Below are 16903 nucleotides of genomic sequence, written 5' to 3' on the forward strand. Positions count from 1 at the left end.
GGAACTTCGGCGCCGCGCACGCACATCCATCAACACCCGGCGAGGAGAGCCAGCTAACGTGATCGGCATGGAACGCACCGCGCAGCGCCTGGGACGGGCATTGGTCGTGCTTGTGGACGACCGGGTGGCACAGGGGGAGCACGACGACACCACCGGTCCGCTGGTGGGCGAACTGCTCGAAGAGGCCGGTTTCATCGTCGACGGCACGGTGGCGGTGGCCGGTGAGGTCACCGACATCCGCAACGCGCTCAACACCGCGGTCATCGGCGGCGTCGACCTGGTGGTCACCGTCGGCGGCACCGGCGTCTCACCCCGCGACGTCACCCCGGACGCCACCCTCGGCCTGCTGGACCGGCCGATCCCGGGCATCGCCGAGGCCCTCCGCGCCTCCGGCCTGGCCGCCGGCGCCACCGACGCGGGCATCTCCCGCGGCGTGGTCGGCGTCTCCGGCAGCACCCTGGTGGTCAACCTGGCAGGCTCCCGCTCCGCCGTCCGCGACGGCATGGCCACCCTCACCCCGCTGGTCCAGTTCGTGATCGAGCAGATCAGCGGCCTGGAGGAGAGCTGACCACCCCGGAGCCCGAGGCGGAACGCCCCCGCCCCGACCTCGCGGAAGTCTTCGGTGAGGTCCTCCCGGACACCACCGCCGACGAACGCGACCACCACCGCCCCAACCCCCGCGACGACGACTGGTTCCTGGAGAACCGCCCACCACACCACGACCGCTGACCCGGGACACCGGTAAGCGGGGGAGCTCGGCCAGCCCACAGCTGTTGGGCTGGCCGTTCTGTTGTGCGGGGACATGCTCGCCGGGCGCCACCCCAGCGAGGACTTCGGCGAGCTCCGCGCCCGCCCCGGCGCGCAGCGGCTCGCGGTCACCTCCGGCGGCACCATCCCCGACCGCGGCCTGTTCACCGCGATGACCCCGGCCGGCGCCGAGGGCTCGGGATCGCGGGTCGGCGACACCTTCCCGCTCGGCACCTCCGCCTGGCGGGGCCAGGACATCACGCACGACCGGGTGATCGTCACCCCGGCGCCGGAGACGACACCGCTGAGGATCACCGCGACTACCAGCACCGGCTTGTCCGGCACCAGCATCAGCGCCAGCAGCGCCGCGTAGGCCAGCACCGCGAGCACGGTGGCCCGGCGCTCGCCGAGCCGGGCGGCCAGCCTCGGCGCGAGCAGCACATCGGCCACCGCCACGCACAGGCCCCAGGCGAAGAAGACCAGGCCCGGCCAGCCCGCGCGGATGCCGTTCTGGAAGGGCGACTTCCCCGGCAAGCCGCTCAGGGCGGGGCGGTGCGGTGAATGGGACACGCGGGGCTGGGACCCGGCGGTGAGTGGGTGGGCGGGGCTGGTGGCTCGGCGGTGAGTGGTCAAGCGGAGCCGGTGGCTCGGCGGTGAGTGGGTGGGCGGGGCTGGTGGCTCGGCGGTGAGTGGTCAAGCGGAGCCGGTGGCTCGGCGGTGAGTGGTCAAGCGGAGCTGGTGGCTCGGCGGTGAGTGGGTGGGCGGGGCTGGTGGCTTGGCGGGGGCTTGGCGGCTGGGACTGGGCTTGGCCGGTGCTCGATCGTGGTGGGCCGCGAGACGGGCGGTTGAGCTCGGGGCGCGGGTGGTCGATCACCGCACCGGGTTGACCGGGCGGTGCGGCTGGGGTTGCAGTCTGGGGCTCGGCGCGGTGGCGGGCAGTGCCGTGACTGGCTGGCCGGGCGGCGGGTGGTGGCTGGGCAGCTGGTCGGCGGGATTGGTGGTCGGCCCGGCGGCGGGGTGGTAGGTGGGCAGTTGGTCGGCGAAGGGGTGGCTGCCGATAGCCGGGTGGTGGCTTGGCGGCCGGATGGTGGGGGTGGGTGCCGGTCCTGGCCGGGGGCTGGGGTGGCCAGGACCGGGCAGGGGGAGGTGGTCAGGGAGTCTTGTTCTGGTTGCGGAGCAGGTCGCGGATCTCGGTGAGCAGTTCGACGTCGGTGGGCTCGGCGGGGCCTGCCTCCTGGCCGCGCTTGCGGCGTTCCTGGATCTTCTGCATGGGCAGGACCAGGAGGAAGTAGACGACGGCGGCCACGATGACGAAGTTGATCGCGGCGTTGATCACCGAGCCGAGGTCGACGAACGTGGCCTCCTTGCCGGAGCGGATGTGGAAGCCCAGGCCCTTGGCCGGGTCCGAGCCGCCGATGGAGTTCACCAGGGGCAGGATGAGGCTCTTGGTGACGGCGGTGACGATGGCGGTGAAGGCGGTGCCGATGACCACGGCCACGGCCAGCTCGACCACGTTGCCGCGCATCAGGAAGTCCTTGAAACCCTTGAGCATTAGCGCAGCGTAATCGCCACCGATCGGGTGAGTGACGAGGTGGCCACCTTGGCCGCGTCCTGCCTGGGTACCGCGATCAGGGCCATCCGATGGCCGTCGGCGCCCTCGGCCTTGGGGCTGAGCACGGTCAGGACGGTGGCGGCCTCGGTGAGTAACTCGGGTGGGTCGGCGGAGAAGACGTCCACCTTGGCGCCAGGGGTGAGCAGCTCGGTGACGGCGGGGTCGGACAGGCGGACCGGGACCGCGGTGGCGTCCTTGCCCGCGGCCACGGCGGTCAGGTGCGGGCCGGTGAGGCTCAGGTCGGTGAGCGGTTCGCCGCGGCGGGCGGCGCGGGCCAGCAGGCGGCCCTGGGCGGCGGCGGGCTCGGTGAGGGCGCCGTCGGGGACCGCGTCGGCCGGGTGCTGGGACTGGCGGAGGTCAGCCGGGGTCAGCTGGGTGCCGGGGGAGAGGTCCTTGGCGGCGAGCAGGACCGATGTGGTGCGCGGGCCTGGACTGCCTGGGCGCAGCAGCAGGGCCAGGGCCAGCAGGGTGAGGCAGGCGGCGGCCAGCTTGCGCAGAGCCGGTGGCCTGGTCCACGGCAGGCGGGTCAGCAGGGCGCGGAGTCGGTCCCAGGGGGTGCGGTCGAGGGGCATGGCTCGACGTTAGGGCTCCTGGGAGCGGGGTGGGGGTGGCCGCCGGGGGAGCTGTGGACAACCCGGTTGCTGTGGATAACTCCGGGGTCAGCTGGCGGCGGAGCTTGTGGAGGTGGTGCTGGTGGAGGAAGATGCCGCGCTGCTCGACTCGGTCTTGGCCGGGGAGCTGCTCGACTCCGACTTCGCCGGCGTGGCGGCCACCGTGGACGAGCCACTGCCGCTGCGGCTGTCGGTGCGGTAGAAACCGCTGCCCTTGAACACGATGCCGACCGCGCCGAAGAGCTTGCGCAGCTTGCCGGTGCAGCTGGGGCACTCGGTGAGGGATGCGTCGGTGAAGGCCTGCACCGCCTCGAAGCGGTGCCCGCACTCGGTGCATGCGTACTGGTAGGTCGGCACGACAGTCCCTCCGCGAACAACTCCGGCTAGCACTCAGCTTGTGAGAGTGCCAACAAACATGATGCGCCAGCCGAGGGGGCGAGCGCAAACAGGCGTCGCTCACACCCGTTCGGGTAATACCACCAGTCCGCCACCCGGGGTCAGCGCGCCGGTCATCCGCACGTCGTGCGGCTCGGCGGGCAGCGCGGCCACCAGCTCCTCGTCCCGCACCACCGCCACCACCGGTACCCCGGCCCTGACCAGCGGCAACGACCGATCGTAGTGTCCGGCCCCCCGCCCGAGCCTGGTCCCGGCCCGGTCCACCGCGAGCGCGGGCACCAGCAGCCCGGCCACCCCGGCCAGCGCGGCCGCGCCCAGCCGGGGCCCGTTCGGTTCCAGCAGTCCGAAGCGGGCGGGGGACAGCGAGTCCGGCCCGGTGTACTCGGCCCAGTCCAGCGGCGCGGCCCCGGTGACCACCGGCAGCAGCACCCGGACCCCGCTCGCGCGCAGCGCGTCGACCATGGCGGGCGAACCCGGTTCCGCGCCGACCGGAACGTAAGCGGCGACCGGCCCGTCCAGCGCCGCCGCCCAGGCCAGCGCGGCCGTGGTCAGCGCCGCTGCCTCGGCCGCCCTGACCGGCGCGGGCACCGCCCGCCGGGCCGCCGCCAGCCGGGCGCGCCAGTCGTTCTTCGAGGTCACCGTGCTCACAGCCGCTGACAATAGCCGCGGGCCACCCCGTATTTGAGGCGTCACGAAACGTGATTTCCGGCCCCCGTTAGGCTCGCTTCCCATGAGCTCGTCGAGCGCCTTCCGTACCGCCATCGTGCCTGCCGCGGGGCTGGGCACCCGATTCCTGCCGACCACCAAGACGGTTCCCAAGGAACTGCTGCCGGTGGTGGACACTCCCGGCATCGAAATGGTGGCCGCCGAGGCCGCCGAGGCCGGCGCCACCCGGCTGGTGATCGTCACCTCGCCCGGCAAGGACGCCGTGGTCAAGCACTTCGAGTCCCAGCCGGAGCTGGAGGCCACCCTGGCCGCCAGGGGCAAGGACGCCCTGCTCGCCAAGGTCCGCAGGGCCCACGAACTGATCAAGGTCGAGACCGCGATCCAGGAGGAGGCCAAGGGCCTCGGGCACGCGGTCGGCTGCGCCGAGGGCAACCTGGACGGCTCCGACGACGCGGTCGCCGTGCTGCTGCCGGATGACCTGGTGCTGCCCACCGGCGTACTGAAGACCATGGCCGAGGTGCGCGCCCGCCACGGCGGCAGCGTGCTGTGCGCCTTCGACATCCCGCGCGCGGAGATCTCCGCCTACGGCGTCTTCGACGTGGCCGACACCGACGAGGACGACGTCAAGCAGGTCCGCGGCATGGTCGAGAAGCCGAAGGCCGAGGACGCCCCGTCCACCTTCGCCGCGGCCGGTCGCTACCTGCTCGATCGGGCGATCTTCGACGCGCTGAAGCGGATCACCCCCGGCGCCGGCGGCGAGCTGCAGCTCACCGACGCGATCGCGCTGCTCATCGCCGAGGGCCACCCGGTGCACGTGGTGGTGCACCGCGGCGGCAGGCATGACCTGGGCAACCCCGGCGGCTTCCTGCGGGCTGCCGTCGATTTCGCTCTCAAAGATCCGGAGTACGGCCCCGGCCTGTTGCAGTGGCTTCAGGCTCGGGTTGCCGCATCCTAAATGTCATGAGGTCAGTAGACGAGCAGCTCGCCCGCGTCCTCGCCGCCGCGGTGCAACCGTCACCGGTGCGGGTGGCCATCTCCGAGGCGCAGGGCTTGCTCTGCGCCGAGGAGGTCGTCGCCGAGCGGGCGCTGCCCGGCTTTGACCAGGCCGCCGTGGACGGCTACGCGGTACGCAGCGTGGACGTCCAGGGCGCGGCCACCGAACCGGTGGTGCTGCCGGTGGTCGGCGAGATCGCGGCCGGCTCCCGGCAGCCCAGCAGGCTCCAGCCCGGTCAGGCGGTGCGGGTGGCCACCGGCGCCCCGCTGCCCACCCTGGCCGACGCGGTGGTGCCGCTGGGCTACACCGACGGCCACCTCGCGCGGGTGTCCGTGCAGCAGCCGGTGCCCTCGGCCGCCTACGTGCGGCGCACCGGCGAGGACGTGCAGACCGGCGACGTCGCGGTCCGGCGCGGGGCGGCCATCGGCGCCGCCCAGGTCGGGCTGCTGGCCGCGGTCGGCAAGGACAAAGTGCTGGTGCACCCCCGGCCCAGGGTGTCCATCGTGTCCATCGGCGACGAGCTCGTCGACGTGGACCGCTCGCCGGGCCCCGGCCAGGTCTACGACGTCAACTCCTACGCGCTGGCCGCGGCGGCCAGGGACGCCGGCGCCGAGGTCAGCAGGGTCGGCATCGTCTCCAGCGACCTGCGCAGGCTGCGCGAGGTGATCGAGGGCAGGCTGCTGCTCTCCGAGATCGTGGTGGTCGCGGGCGCGGTCGGCGGCTCGGCGGGCACCGAGATCTGCGCGACCCTGGCCGACCTCGGCGACCTGGACACCTCCAGGGTCGCCATGCACCCCGGCTCGGTGCAGGGCTTCGGGCGGCTCGGCCCGGACGCGGTGCCCACCTTCCTGCTGCCCGGCAACCCGGTCAGCGCGCTGGTCGTCTTCGAGGTGCTGGTCCGGCCGCTGATCAGGGCCTCGCTGGGCAAGAACAACCCGCACCGGCGCACCGTCACCGCCCGGCTGGTCTCGCCGGTCAGCTCCACCAAGGGCCGCCGCGGCTACCTGCGCGGCACCCTGCTGCGGGACACCGAGACCGACGACTACCTGGTGCAGCCGCTGGGCACCGCGGGCGCGCACCTGCTGTCCTCCCTGGCCGAGGCGAACTGCCTGATCGTCATCGACGAGGACACCGCGGACGTGCCGATCGGCGAGCCGGTCCGGGTGAGCTTCCTCGCGCAGCGCGGGTAGCCGGCGATGACCGGGCCAGAGCCGGCCGAGCACGGCAGGCATCCCGGCTGGCCGGCGCGCCTGGGCCCGATCGTGACCCCGGCCGGGCACGTGGCGCTGCGCCCGCCCCGGCTGCGGGACGCGGGAGTGTGGAGCTCGATCCGGCTGCGCGACCGCCCGCACCTGGAGGACTGGGAACCCAGCGCCTTCGGCGACTGGTCCGACCGCAACGCCGCCTTCGCCTGGCCCGCCCAGTGGTACGCGCTGCGCGCGCTCGGGCGGCGGGGCCAGGCGCTGCCGTTCGTGATCACGGTGAACGACCAGTTCGCCGGGCAGATCACCATCGGCAACGTGGTCCGCGGCGCGCTCCGCTCGGCCTGGCTCGGCTACTGGGTGAGCAGCTCGCTGACCAGGGGCGGGATCGCCACCGCGGCCGCCGCGCTGGTCGTGGATCACGCCTTCGGCCCGGCCGGGCTGCACCGGATCGAGGCCACCGTGCGGCCGGAGAACACCGCCAGCCTGCGGGTGCTGGCCAAGCTCGGCTTCCGCCAGGAGGGCGTGTACCGCCGCTACCTGGACGTGGCCGGATCCTGGCGGGACCACCTCTGCCTGGCCCTGACTACCGAGGACACGCCCGGCGGGCTGGTCAACCACCTTGTGCACGAAGGACTGGCCTGGCCGCCCGGCGCACGCCTGTCCGGCGGCGGTCGTTAACCCCAACGGGGGACAGACACAGCTTGACTAAAGCCACTAAGTCGGCGTGCCTCCGACACGGATGTGACTGCTGTGACTAGCGTGGCAGGAGGTAATGGCCGCTCGGACCGCGGGGGAGGTGGCGCGGGATGCCAAGTTCACTGATTTTCGCGGCGCTCGCAGCCGCTTGGCTGATCGTCCTCGTGCCCATGGTCGCCCGTCGCAGGGGCCCGGTGGCCCGCACCGCCGACTCGGCGCTGGCCGCCAGGGTCGTGCGCCGCGGCGGTTCGACGGGCACGGTGGAAGAGGTGCTCGCCATGCCAGAACCCGAGGACGGCCACCACGACGATCCCGTCGAGGCAGCGCCGGAACGCCCACGCCGGGCCAAGTTCACCCCACTCGACGGCGAAGAAGCCGCGCCGCGCCGCTACCGCCCAGGTAGAGGCGGTTTCGACCCGGAACAGGCGGCCCTGGTCGCCGAGGCCAAGTACGCCTTCCGGCAGCGCGTGGTGCTCGCCATGCTGGTGCTCGCGCTGGGCACCGGCCTCGCCGCCGGGTTCGTCTGGCCGATGCTGTGGTGGGGCCACGGCGCCATCGACCTGTTCCTTGTGGGCTATCTCACGTACCTGCGCAGGCAGGTCCGGATCGAGGCCGAGGTGCGCGAACGCCGCCTCGCCCGGCTCGGCGGCAGGCGCGCGGTGGCCGAGGACGAGGACCACGACCAGGACGCCGAGACCGAGTCCGAGTACGCCACGCCCAAGCCCACGGCCGGCGTGAAGCCCACGCCCAAGACCAGCTGCACCTCCCGGCCCGGCACGGTCATGGTGGAGATCGACGACGAGGACCCCTCCTTCGACGAGCTCGACCCGCCCGGACCGGTGTCCTACCGACGCGCCGCGGGCGAGTAGACCCCCCGCTGCGCAGCCCCCTCCAGATCGACTGCTATGCTCTGCGAGCACGGATGAGGGGCTGTAGCGCAGTTGGTAGCGCGTCTCGTTCGCATCGAGAAGGTCAGGGGTTCGATTCCCCTCAGCTCCACAGTGCACAGAGGCCGTCCACAGTAGATTGTGGACGGCCTCTTCTGTGTCTGTACGGCAGCGAAGCACAGCAGCCGCGAAGCGTGTGGACGCGGGACCACAGCGGATCAGCAACGTCCGCGCCGCCCAGCGCTGCCGGGGCAGCGGCCGGCATATCCAGGGGCTAGGGCGCTCGGCTGCCGCGCCCATGCGTTGACCGCCGGCTGGCCCTCAGTCGGAGTCGCTCTCCTCCGTGCCGCCGCCGAGGCTGTTGATTAGATTTTGTGCATGGCCGAAAATAAAAAGGGCTGGTTGCTCTTTCGCTGATTGCTGGGTTTGTTGTGGTGAATGGTGCCTTGTCGGTTAGGGCATCGCGCTCGCTTGCACGCCGACCGATGTGCTACCGGTCGGTAACATATCGTTGGCGTATCGAAAACCGCATACGGGCTGGCAACACCGCTCGGCCTTGACTGTGGGCATGTCCTACCGCGAACCGGCGCGAACAGCGGCCCGCCGCCCCCGATCGCTGGCGGCCGGGTCCTTCTCCGCCGTCCCTGGCGCGGGCATCACGGTCTACGGGTGCGGGCCGGATGAGGCCGCCCTGTTCCGGGAGCTGGCGCCTCGCTTCGGGGTGCGGCTGACCATCACCGAGGACGCGGTGTCCGAAGCCACCATCGCGCTGGCTTATGGGAACCGCTGCATCAGCGTGGGTCATAAGACTCAGATCACCGATGACACCCTGCTCGCGCTCAGCCAGGCGGGTGTGGAGTACATCTCCACCAGGAGCATCGGGTACAACCACATCAACGTGAAGTACGCGGAGACCATTGGCATCTCCGTGGAGAACGTCTCCTACTCGCCGGACAGCGTGGCCGACTACACGGTGATGTTGATGCTGATGGCGGTCCGGCATGCCAAGTCCATCATCAGGCGGGCCGATGTCCATGACTACCGGCTGAACGATGTGCGCGGGAAAGAGTTGCGCGACCTGACGGTGGGGATTGTCGGCACCGGGCGTATTGGTGCGGCGGTGATGGACCGGCTGCGGGGCTTTGGCTGCCGCATGGTGGCCTGCGACAGTCGTCCCAATACCGATGCCGATTACGTTCCTCTTGACGAGCTGTTGCGGCAGAGCGACCTGGTGACGCTGCACACGCCACTCACCGCTGAGACCCACCACCTCCTCAATCGCCGGCGTATCGGGGCGATGAAGCGCGGCGCCTATGTCGTCAACACTGGGCGCGGCTCGCTGCTGGACACCGAGGCCCTCCTTGCCGCGTTGGAAAGCGGTCAGTTGGGCGGTGCGGCGCTGGACGTCCTCGAAGGGGAGGACGGAATCTTCTACGCGGATCACCGGGACAAGCCCGTGGAAAGCGATCTGTTGGTGCGGTTGCAGGAACTGCCCAATGTGATCATCAGTCCGCACACCGCCTACTACACGGACCACGCGCTGGGCGACACCGTTGAGAACTCAATTGTCAACTGTGTGAACTTCGAGAGCAGAAAGCGGCACTGGATATGAAGATCGGAATTATTTTCGGGGGAAGTTCCGAAGAACATCCCGTTTCCGTCAAGTCTGCGCAAGAGGTTGCCAAGCACCTCGACACCGACAAGTACGAACCGTTCTGGATCGGGATCACGCAGAGCGGGGACTGGCAGCTCTGCGACGGGCCTGGCGAAGGCTGGGACAGCGCCGACAGCCGTCCGGTCATGCTGTCGCCGGACCGCAGCGTCCACGGCCTGGTCGTGCTGGAGGAGGGGCGGTTCGACTCGATCAGGCTGGACCTCGTGCTGCCGGTGCTGCACGGCAAGCTCGGCGAGGACGGTGCGATGCAGGGTCTGCTGGAGCTCTCCGGCATCCCCTACGTCGGCTGCGACATCCAAGCCTCCGCGCTGTGCATGGACAAGTCCCTCGCCTACCTCGTGGCCAGGAACGCGGGCATCCCGACACCGTACTTCCGGATTCTCGGGGCGGACGAAAGCATTGACCCGGACCGGATCAGCTATCCCGTCTTCGTCAAGCCGGCGCGCTCGGGGTCGTCTTTTGGCGTCAGCAAGGTGTCCAGCAAGGAAGAAATGCTGAGTGCGGTGGAGACCGCGCGGAAGTACGACTCGAAGGTGCTGATCGAAGAGGCCGTCGTGGGCAGTGAGGTCGGCTGCGCCATCCTGGGCAACGAGCTGGACCTGATCGTCGGCGAGGTTGACCAGATCTCGCTGACCCATGGCTTTTTCAAGATCCATCAGGAGGTGGATCCGGAAAGCGGGTCCGAGAACTCGACGATCACCGTGCCCGCGGACCTTCCGGCGGAGACCCGGTTGCTCGTTCAGGAGACGGCGAAGGACATCTACCGGGCCCTGGGCTGCCGGGGACTGTCGCGGGTGGACATGTTCCTGAAGCCGGACGGGACGGTGGTCCTCAACGAGGTCAACACCTTCCCCGGACTGACCTCCTACAGCCGTTATCCGCGGATGATGGCGGCCGCCGGACTGCCGTTCGGCGAGATGATCGACCGGATGGTGTCGGTGACCTTGACCGGGAAGGTGCAGTGAAAGACGGCTTCGTGTTCGTGGACGAGTTGGTGCCCGGAATTCGCTGGGACGCCAAGTACGCCACCTGGGACAACTTCACCGGCAAACCCGTCGACGGCTACACGGCCAATCGCATTGTCGGCACCAGGGCGCTGTGCGCGGCCCTGGAGAGCGCGCAGGAGAAGGCCGCCTCCCACGGCTTCGGCCTGCTCCTGTGGGACGGCTACCGCCCGCAACGGGCCGTGGACTGCTTTCTGCGCTGGTCGCAGCAGCCGGAGGACGGGCGGACGAAGCTGCGGCACTATCCGAACATCGAGCGAGGCGAGATGTTCAAAAAGGGATACGTGGCCGCGAAGTCGGGGCACAGCCGGGGAAGCACGGTCGACCTGACGCTCTACCACCTGGACACCGGTGAACTCGCCGCCATGGGTGGTGGGCATGACCTGATGGATCCGATCTCGCACCATGGCGCGCCGGGAGTCAGTCCGGCCGAAGCGAAGAACCGGCAATGCCTTCGTTCCATCATGGAGGCGTGCGGGTTCAGCTCGTACGAGTGCGAGTGGTGGCACTACTCGCTGGAGGACGAGCCTTTTCCGGACACCTATTTCGACTTTCCCATCGTCTAGCCGAGTCGCGCACAGGAGACGGCATGCGGATACGGCCGGCCCACGTCACCGACGCCGCGGCCGTCAACGAGCTGGGCCGCGGACCCGGCGGGCGCGGCCTACGTGGGCCCCGCGACCTCCAAGACGTCAGCCCTGGGCGGGTAGCCGCACCGTGACGCGGAGCCCACCCTCGGGGCGGGGGGTGAGGGTCAGGGCTCCGTCGTGCGCCTGGGTGATGCTCTTGACGATCGCCAGGCCGAGGCCGACTCCGGCGTGGTCGGCGCGGATGCGCTGGGTGCCGCGCTGGAACGGCTCGACCAGCGTGGACACCAGTTGGGGGGCCAGTTTCGGGCCGGTGTTCTCCACGGTGAGCGCCACGGTTTTGGGGTCGGCGCTGGTGCTGACCCACACGGTGCCCTGGTCGGGCAGGTTGTGCACGATCGCGTTGTGCACCAGGTTCGTGGTCAGCTGCAGCAGCAGCGCGAGTGAGCCGCTGGTGGGGGCGATGTCGCCGGAGGTCTCGATGGTGAGGCCGCGTTTCTCCGCGAGCGGGAGCAGCGTTTCGGTGGCTTCCTCCGCGACCAGGGACAGGTCGACGACCTCCTTGGTGAAGGACCGCCGGTCGGCGCGGCTGAGCATGAGCAGCGCTTCGGTGAGGTCGATCGCCCTGGTGTTGACGAAGTGCAGGCGCTCGATGAGCTCTCTGGTGTCCGGGCTCGGATCGTTGCGGGCCACGTCGAGCAGGGTCTGCGTGATCGCCAGCGGGGTGCGCAGCTCGTGGGAGGCGTTGGCGGCGAACCGCTGCTGTTCGGCGACCTGTGCTTCCAGCCGGGCCAGCATGGTGTCGAAGGCGTCGGCGAGCTCGCGGAACTCGTCGTTGCGGCCCTCCAGCTGAATCCGGTGGGACAGTGATCCGGTCGAGGCCAGGCGGGTGGCATTGGTGATCCGGGTCAGCGGGGCGAGCATGTGGCCGGCCAGGAACCAGCCGCCGAGCAGGCCGAACACCAGCAGGAACGCCATCGCCGCCTCCGCCTTCGGGGCGAAGGCGCGCTGGAGGGCGGCGCGGTCGGGGATGTGCGGCCCCATTCCCCCCGGCCCCGGGCCAGGCCCCCTGGGAATCTCCGGCAGCCGGATCACCTCGGGCACGTAACGCAGCAGGAACACCCACACGGCCGCGAGCAGCAGGGCGCCGGCGAACATGAGGAACCCGGCGTAGCTGAGGGTGAGTTTGAGGCGGACGCTCAACCCCGGCGTTCTATCCACGGTCTGCTCCCGTGCGTTCGGTGTCTGGGTGAGTGTCGATGCGGTAGCCGACTCCGGGCACGGTGGCGATGATCCAGGGCTCGCCGAGCCGCTTGCGCAGGGCCGAGACGGTGATCCGCACGGCGTTGGTGAACGGGTCGGCGTTCTCGTCCCAGGCCCGCTCCAGCAATTCCTCGGCGCTGACCACCCCGCCCTCGGCCGCGACCAGGACCTCGAGCACGGCGAACTGCTTCCTGGTCAGCCCGACGTACCGGCCGTCCCGGTAGACCTCGCGGCGGAACGGGTCCAGCCGCAGACCGGCGATCTCCCGCACCGGCGGCCGGAAACGCGCCCGCCTGCGGTCGAGGGCGCGCAGGCGGAGCACGAGCTCGCGCAGCTCGAAGGGCTTGGTGAGGTAGTCGTCGGCACCGAGCTCGAACCCGGAGGCCTTGTCATCGATCCGGTCGGCGGCGGTGAGCATCAGGATCGGCATGCCGCTGCCGGAGGCGATGATGCGTTCGGCGATCTCGTCACCGGAGGGCCCCGGAATGTCGCGGTCGAGGACGGCGATGTCATAAGTGTTGAGGCGCAACAGTTCCAGCGCGGTGTCGCCGTCACCGGCGATGTCACCCGCGATCGCCTCGTGACGCAGTCCGTCGCGGATGGCCTCTGCCATGTAGGGCTCGTCCTCGACGATCAACACGCGCATGCTCCGAAGCTACGAGCCCGCGCATATCGCCGGCATATCAAAAACCGCGTACGCGCTGGCAACGCGCCGCGAAGTTGATTGGCGGCATGACTTACCGCGAACCAGCACGAACAGTCCTGCCGCGGGTCCTCGGCAAGGCACACGGCGCTGTCCCCGACCCGGTGCCGGTTTTTGCCGACGAGGTGCCCGCCGTGGCCAACCTCGATCCCGAGCTGCTCGCCGCCCTGCGCCGGGCCGCGACCGATGCCGCGGCCGACGGGATCACGATCTTCGTCAACGGTGGCTGGCGTTCCCCGGAGTACCAGGAGGAACTGCTGCGCAAGGCGGTGGTGAAGTACGGCTCGGCGGAGGAGGCCGCTCGATGGGTGGCCACGCCCGAGACGTCCGCGCACGTGTCGGGGGACGCGGTGGACATCGGGCCGCCCGCGGCCAGGGCGTGGCTGTCCGAGCACGGCGCCGGGTACGGGCTGTGCCAGATCTACCGCAACGAACCCTGGCACTTCGAGCTGCGCCCGGAAGCCGTCGCTGGCGGCTGCCCGCCCATGTATGCCGACCCTTCGCACGATCCCAGGATGCGGCGGTGACCGGCCCGCGCGGCGGATCCCGGCCGGGTCGGGTGTGTCCGGGGTCGGCCACCGGTTCGGGCCGGTTCAGTCTGGTGGTTCTTGTGGGGGTTTGTTCGCTTGTGAGAGCGCTCTTGTGGTCTCTGGGCTGGAGGCGCGGATGCGGCGTGCGGTGTTGGTGTTGGGTGTGGTCCTGACAACGCTGGCGGGTGCAGTTGCACTTCGGCGCGGTGGACTGGCGGGCCGAGGTGTGGGTCAGCGGGGTCAGGGCCGGTGCGCACACGGGCGGGTACACCGGGTTTTCCTTTGACATCAACGGGTTGTTGCGGGCGGGCGGCAACGAGGTGGTGGTGGGGGCGTTCGATCCCTCAGACGCGACCGGGATTCCGGTGGGGAAGCAGAGTCGCAACCCGGGCGGGGTGTACTACACGGCGGCATCCGGGATCTGGCAGACGGTGTGGCTGGAGCCGGTGGCCGAGGCTCATGTGTCCACATTGGACATAACGCACCTCGATCCTGCAGTGGGTGGTGTTCAACGAGAGCTGGGGGGTACGACTCGGCGCGGCTGGCCAGGCTGGCGGGTGACCGGGAACTCCGGCTCCCCTTGCTGTGGCGGGAATCTTGTGGACGACCACATCTACGTGGGGCCAGGGGAGCGGGTCCGAGCGGCGAATCTGGCTCTGTTGAGCGAAAACCGGTGTTCTGCGCGATGGACCTGCCGGTGGGAACGGTGTAGTTGCAGGTGACCACGGAGGGGTTGCGCGACCGGTACCTGCGGCACGCCGGAGGTGTGGCGCGGACGGATGTCATTACCGGAGAAGGGGATCCGGGTCTCAAGGCGGACGCCACCTGGCGGGTGGCCCCGGGGCTGGCGGATCCGGCGTGCCGGTCGCTGGAGTCGGTGAACTTCCCCGGCGAGTTCCTGCGGCACCGCGGGGATCGGGTGCACCGGGAAGGGGATGACGGGTCAGCGGGGTTCCGGGGTGCGGTGACCTGGTGCGCGCGGCCGGGGCTGGCCGGGGGCGGGGTGTCGTTCGAGTCGTGGGACCGGCCGGGGCGGTTCCTGCGGCGCTACGGGGCGCTGATCTGGTTGGCGGACAACAGCGGCGACGCCGTGCCCGGCAACAACCCCGGACTGTTCAACCGGGACAGCACCTGGCGCCTGGCCTCGCCCTGGGCCGGGTGAACTGCGCCGACCAGGTGCTTTTCGCCGGTTCCGCCGTGCGCTTCCGTCACACTGGCTCGATGCCGGGTCGGGGAGAGGGCGGTCGTGTTTCCGAAGTTCATGGACTGGCTGGACGGCTTCCTCGTCGACGAAGGCGCGCGCGGCATCGTGCGGGCCGCGCTGGGGCTGATGTCCTTCGGCGCGGTGCTCGGGGTGCTCTTCGGCAACACCGCGGTGCGCGCCGGGGTCATGATCGCCACGATCTTGGTGGTGCTGGCGCTGATGGTGGCGCTGACCAGTGACCGGCGGCGGCTGGCCGGCGAGCTGGAAGAGCAGAAACACCTGGTCCGGGCCTACGGCGACGCGCTGTGGGAGCAGCACACCCGCAACTTCCGGGTGCTCAGCTGGGAGCAGACCGCCTACATCGAGGGCAACGGCGACACCCGCGAGTTCATCGTGATCCACGCGGTGATCGAGGGGCAGGACGCGCGGTTCCTCCGACTGCGGTTCGGGGCGGGATGGCCGCAGCCCAAGCGCTACCAGCGCAAGGTCTCGGTCAACGTGCGCAGCGTGGCGGTGGACGGGCGGCCGGGGACCCGGTTCAAGGTGACCAAGGACTGGATGCCGGACGGGCGGATCAGCGTGATGTCGCACTTCACCACGCCGGCCGCGGTGGGCACCGACGTCCGGCTGCGGATGGAGTGGTTCTGGCCGGGCAAGAGCGTTCCGCTGACCATCCGGCGCAGCCCGGACGACTTCACCTTCCGGTTCGGCAACCCGGTCGAGCGGGCGGTGTACCGGGTGATCCTGCCGCTGGGCGCGAAGGTCTACTGGGAGCCGATCGGGTTCCGCATCGGCGACGGGGTGGCCACCGTGGACGTGGACGAGCAGGGCGAGCGCACCCAGATCACCGTGGACGTGCAGCGGATGCCGGTGAGCCGCAGGGTCGGCGTGCAGCTGGAGCTGAAGAAGTAGCGAAGCCCGCTCCGGCTGGGCCGGGAGCGGGCTAGGCGAAGGCGTGGGGTGGCGTCTTACTCGTCGCCGTTCTCGCCACCGGTGTGGAGAACCACGGTGTTGCCTCCTGCGTCTGGGCCAGCTCCTGTGCGCGGGCCAAAGCGGCACTCTAGCCGGTGGTCGAGGGCAGGAAGTGTGCTGTAGACCGGTTCTTCCGGGAAACGACACCCAATCGTGTGGGTTGACCAGCGGGAACCTCAGTCGGCCGCGCCGGACCGGTAGACCAGGCAGCCCCGCGCCTCCAACTCCGCGATCCACGACGGCTCGGCGCCCAGCGGATTCCAGCGCAGGTCGAGTTTCTCCAGGGCCGGGGGCGGTGGGAGTTCCGCGGGGAGGGTGCGGATGCCGTTGGCGCGCAGGTCGAGGTGGCGGAGGCGGGGCAGGGTCAGCAGGTCGGCGGGGAAGGCGCCGAGGTTGTTGTTGCGCAGCACCAGGGTGTGCAGGTCGGTGAGGCCGGGCAGTGCGGGGAGCTCGGTGAGGCGGTTGTTGTCGAGGTGGAGCTCGCGCAGGGCGTGGAGGTTGGCGAAGGACGGCGGCAGGGTGGCGGCGCGGTTGTTGTACAGGCGGAGCTCGACCAGGTTGGCGAGGTTGCCCAGGGTGTCCGGGAACCGGGTGAGCTGTTGGTGCGTCAGGTTCAGGTAGCGGAGGTTGGTGAGGTCGCCGAGGGAGTCGGGGATCTCGGTCAGCCGGCCGTCGCTGGCGTAGAGGAACTCCAGGTTCGACAACTTGCCGAGGGTGGCCGGCAGGGCGCGGAGCCGGTTGTGACCCAGGTCCAGGATGCGCAGGGCGGACTGCTCGCCCAGGGTGTCCGGGATGTGTTCCAGGGCGTTCTCGTGCAGGTAGAGCTCGGTGAGGGCCGGGGGCAGCGGAGGGACCGCGGTGAGCTCGCGGTGGCCCAGGTTGAGGATCACAGGTTCTTGATAATCGAAAAGTTCGACCCCGTGGGAACGCGGGTAGTACTGGTTGGTAGGCTCCTCCGCGCGAAGTGGCAGAGGTCACCACCGAAAACCGCGTAAGCGGCGAATACCTGGTGCGTCTACACCGTTGTACACAGCAGAACAGCAAGGCAACCGTCGCCCGCCGAAGGGTTAGGGCCGGTCATGAGTGCCGCCTTCATAAGCCGCACAGGGTTCGACTCCCTCGGTTGCCACTCGAAACGCCCCTTGGCCTCC

The 16903-nt window shown here is 70.2% G+C and carries 19 protein-coding genes, 1 tRNA gene and 1 pseudogene; 14 read left to right on the forward strand and 7 right to left on the reverse strand.

Annotated elements, in window-relative coordinates; all coding sequences use genetic code 11:
- The first annotated feature begins 67 nt into the window (after positions 1-67).
- A complete protein-coding gene (locus M8C13_RS21710) occupies positions 68-568 on the forward strand; it encodes a molybdenum cofactor biosynthesis protein B (RefSeq protein ID WP_247762970.1) in 501 nt (166 codons plus the stop codon).
- A 231-nt stretch (positions 569-799) separates the two neighbouring features.
- Positions 800-1036: pseudogene (locus tag M8C13_RS21715) on the forward strand (hypothetical protein); the annotation flags it as partial.
- 861 nt (positions 1037-1897) lie between these two features.
- Here M8C13_RS21715 and mscL read toward each other — a convergent pair.
- From mscL to M8C13_RS21740, 4 genes are all read right to left on the reverse strand, one after another.
- Positions 1898-2299 (reverse strand): large-conductance mechanosensitive channel protein MscL, encoded by a 402-nt coding sequence (gene mscL, locus M8C13_RS21725; protein ID WP_252482476.1) that lies wholly within the window; start codon positions 2297-2299, stop codon positions 1898-1900.
- Complete coding sequence (locus M8C13_RS21730) at positions 2299-2931, reverse strand: SAF domain-containing protein (RefSeq protein WP_252482477.1); 633 nt, start codon at positions 2929-2931, stop codon at positions 2299-2301. The genes mscL and M8C13_RS21730 overlap by 1 nt, the downstream gene beginning before the upstream one ends.
- Before the next feature lie 87 nt (positions 2932-3018).
- Complete coding sequence (locus tag M8C13_RS21735) at positions 3019-3327, reverse strand: FmdB family zinc ribbon protein (protein ID WP_252482478.1); 309 nt, start codon at positions 3325-3327, stop codon at positions 3019-3021.
- A gap of 99 nt (positions 3328-3426) precedes the next feature.
- Positions 3427-4014, reverse strand: coding sequence for a 5-formyltetrahydrofolate cyclo-ligase (locus tag M8C13_RS21740; protein WP_252482479.1), 588 nt, complete (start codon positions 4012-4014; stop codon positions 3427-3429).
- Positions 4015-4096: 82 nt separating this feature from the next.
- Between M8C13_RS21740 and M8C13_RS21745 the strand changes: the two genes are divergently transcribed.
- The 8 genes from M8C13_RS21745 (at position 4097) to vanX (ending at position 11059) form a co-directional block, all read left to right on the forward strand.
- Positions 4097-4987 carry a UTP--glucose-1-phosphate uridylyltransferase gene (locus M8C13_RS21745; protein ID WP_252482480.1) on the forward strand — a complete coding sequence of 297 codons (891 nt, stop codon included), beginning with the start codon at positions 4097-4099 and terminating at the stop codon, positions 4985-4987.
- A 5-nt stretch (positions 4988-4992) separates the two neighbouring features.
- On the forward strand, positions 4993-6216 hold the full coding sequence (gene glp / locus M8C13_RS21750; RefSeq protein ID WP_252482481.1) for a gephyrin-like molybdotransferase Glp: 1224 nt from the start codon (positions 4993-4995) through the stop codon (positions 6214-6216).
- Between the two features lie 6 nt (positions 6217-6222).
- On the forward strand, positions 6223-6909 hold the full coding sequence (locus tag M8C13_RS21755; RefSeq protein ID WP_252482482.1) for a GNAT family N-acetyltransferase: 687 nt from the start codon (positions 6223-6225) through the stop codon (positions 6907-6909).
- Between the two features lie 128 nt (positions 6910-7037).
- Entirely contained in the window at positions 7038-7796 is a 759-nt protein-coding gene (gene glpR / locus M8C13_RS21760) for a gephyrin-like molybdotransferase receptor GlpR (RefSeq protein WP_252482483.1), read from the forward strand.
- 57 nt (positions 7797-7853) lie between these two features.
- Positions 7854-7926, forward strand: a tRNA-Ala gene (locus M8C13_RS21765).
- A 456-nt stretch (positions 7927-8382) separates the two neighbouring features.
- Positions 8383-9426, forward strand: a complete 1044-nt coding sequence (locus tag M8C13_RS21770; protein WP_252482484.1) for a D-isomer specific 2-hydroxyacid dehydrogenase family protein — start codon at positions 8383-8385, stop codon at positions 9424-9426.
- Entirely contained in the window at positions 9423-10454 is a 1032-nt protein-coding gene (vanA, locus tag M8C13_RS21775; protein ID WP_252482485.1) for a D-alanine--(R)-lactate ligase, read from the forward strand. The genes M8C13_RS21770 and vanA overlap by 4 nt, the downstream gene beginning before the upstream one ends.
- Positions 10451-11059 carry a D-Ala-D-Ala dipeptidase VanX gene (gene vanX, locus M8C13_RS21780; protein ID WP_252482486.1) on the forward strand — a complete coding sequence of 203 codons (609 nt, stop codon included), beginning with the start codon at positions 10451-10453 and terminating at the stop codon, positions 11057-11059. The genes vanA and vanX overlap by 4 nt, the downstream gene beginning before the upstream one ends.
- Before the next feature lie 126 nt (positions 11060-11185).
- Here the strand turns inward: vanX and M8C13_RS21785 are convergent, their stop codons facing one another.
- Both M8C13_RS21785 and M8C13_RS21790 read right to left on the reverse strand, forming a co-directional pair.
- Positions 11186-12301, reverse strand: a complete 1116-nt coding sequence (locus M8C13_RS21785) for a HAMP domain-containing sensor histidine kinase (RefSeq protein ID WP_252482487.1) — start codon at positions 12299-12301, stop codon at positions 11186-11188.
- Positions 12294-12989 carry a response regulator transcription factor gene (locus tag M8C13_RS21790; protein WP_252482488.1) on the reverse strand — a complete coding sequence of 232 codons (696 nt, stop codon included), beginning with the start codon at positions 12987-12989 and terminating at the stop codon, positions 12294-12296. The genes M8C13_RS21785 and M8C13_RS21790 overlap by 8 nt, the downstream gene beginning before the upstream one ends.
- Positions 12990-13075: 86 nt before the next feature.
- Between M8C13_RS21790 and M8C13_RS21795 the strand changes: the two genes are divergently transcribed.
- The 4 genes from M8C13_RS21795 to M8C13_RS21810 all read left to right on the forward strand — a co-directional run bounded on the left by M8C13_RS21795 (position 13076) and on the right by M8C13_RS21810 (position 15692).
- Positions 13076-13573 carry a M15 family metallopeptidase gene (locus tag M8C13_RS21795; RefSeq protein WP_252482489.1) on the forward strand — a complete coding sequence of 166 codons (498 nt, stop codon included), beginning with the start codon at positions 13076-13078 and terminating at the stop codon, positions 13571-13573.
- Between the two features lie 188 nt (positions 13574-13761).
- Entirely contained in the window at positions 13762-14298 is a 537-nt protein-coding gene (locus M8C13_RS21800; protein ID WP_308202838.1) for a sugar-binding domain-containing protein, read from the forward strand.
- Positions 14295-14738, forward strand: a complete 444-nt coding sequence (locus M8C13_RS21805) for an AbfB domain-containing protein (protein WP_252482490.1) — start codon at positions 14295-14297, stop codon at positions 14736-14738. Before M8C13_RS21800 ends, M8C13_RS21805 begins: the two co-directional genes overlap by 4 nt.
- An 84-nt stretch (positions 14739-14822) precedes the next feature.
- Positions 14823-15692 (forward strand): hypothetical protein, encoded by an 870-nt coding sequence (locus M8C13_RS21810; RefSeq protein WP_252482491.1) that lies wholly within the window; start codon positions 14823-14825, stop codon positions 15690-15692.
- A gap of 236 nt (positions 15693-15928) precedes the next feature.
- Here M8C13_RS21810 and M8C13_RS21815 read toward each other — a convergent pair whose 3' ends face one another.
- Positions 15929-16642, reverse strand: a complete 714-nt coding sequence (locus M8C13_RS21815) for a leucine-rich repeat domain-containing protein (RefSeq protein ID WP_252482492.1) — start codon at positions 16640-16642, stop codon at positions 15929-15931.
- Positions 16643-16903 lie beyond the last annotated feature (261 nt).

The sequence above is a fragment of the Crossiella sp. SN42 genome (assembly GCF_023897065.1).
Classification (GTDB): Bacteria; Actinomycetota; Actinomycetes; order Mycobacteriales; family Pseudonocardiaceae; genus Crossiella.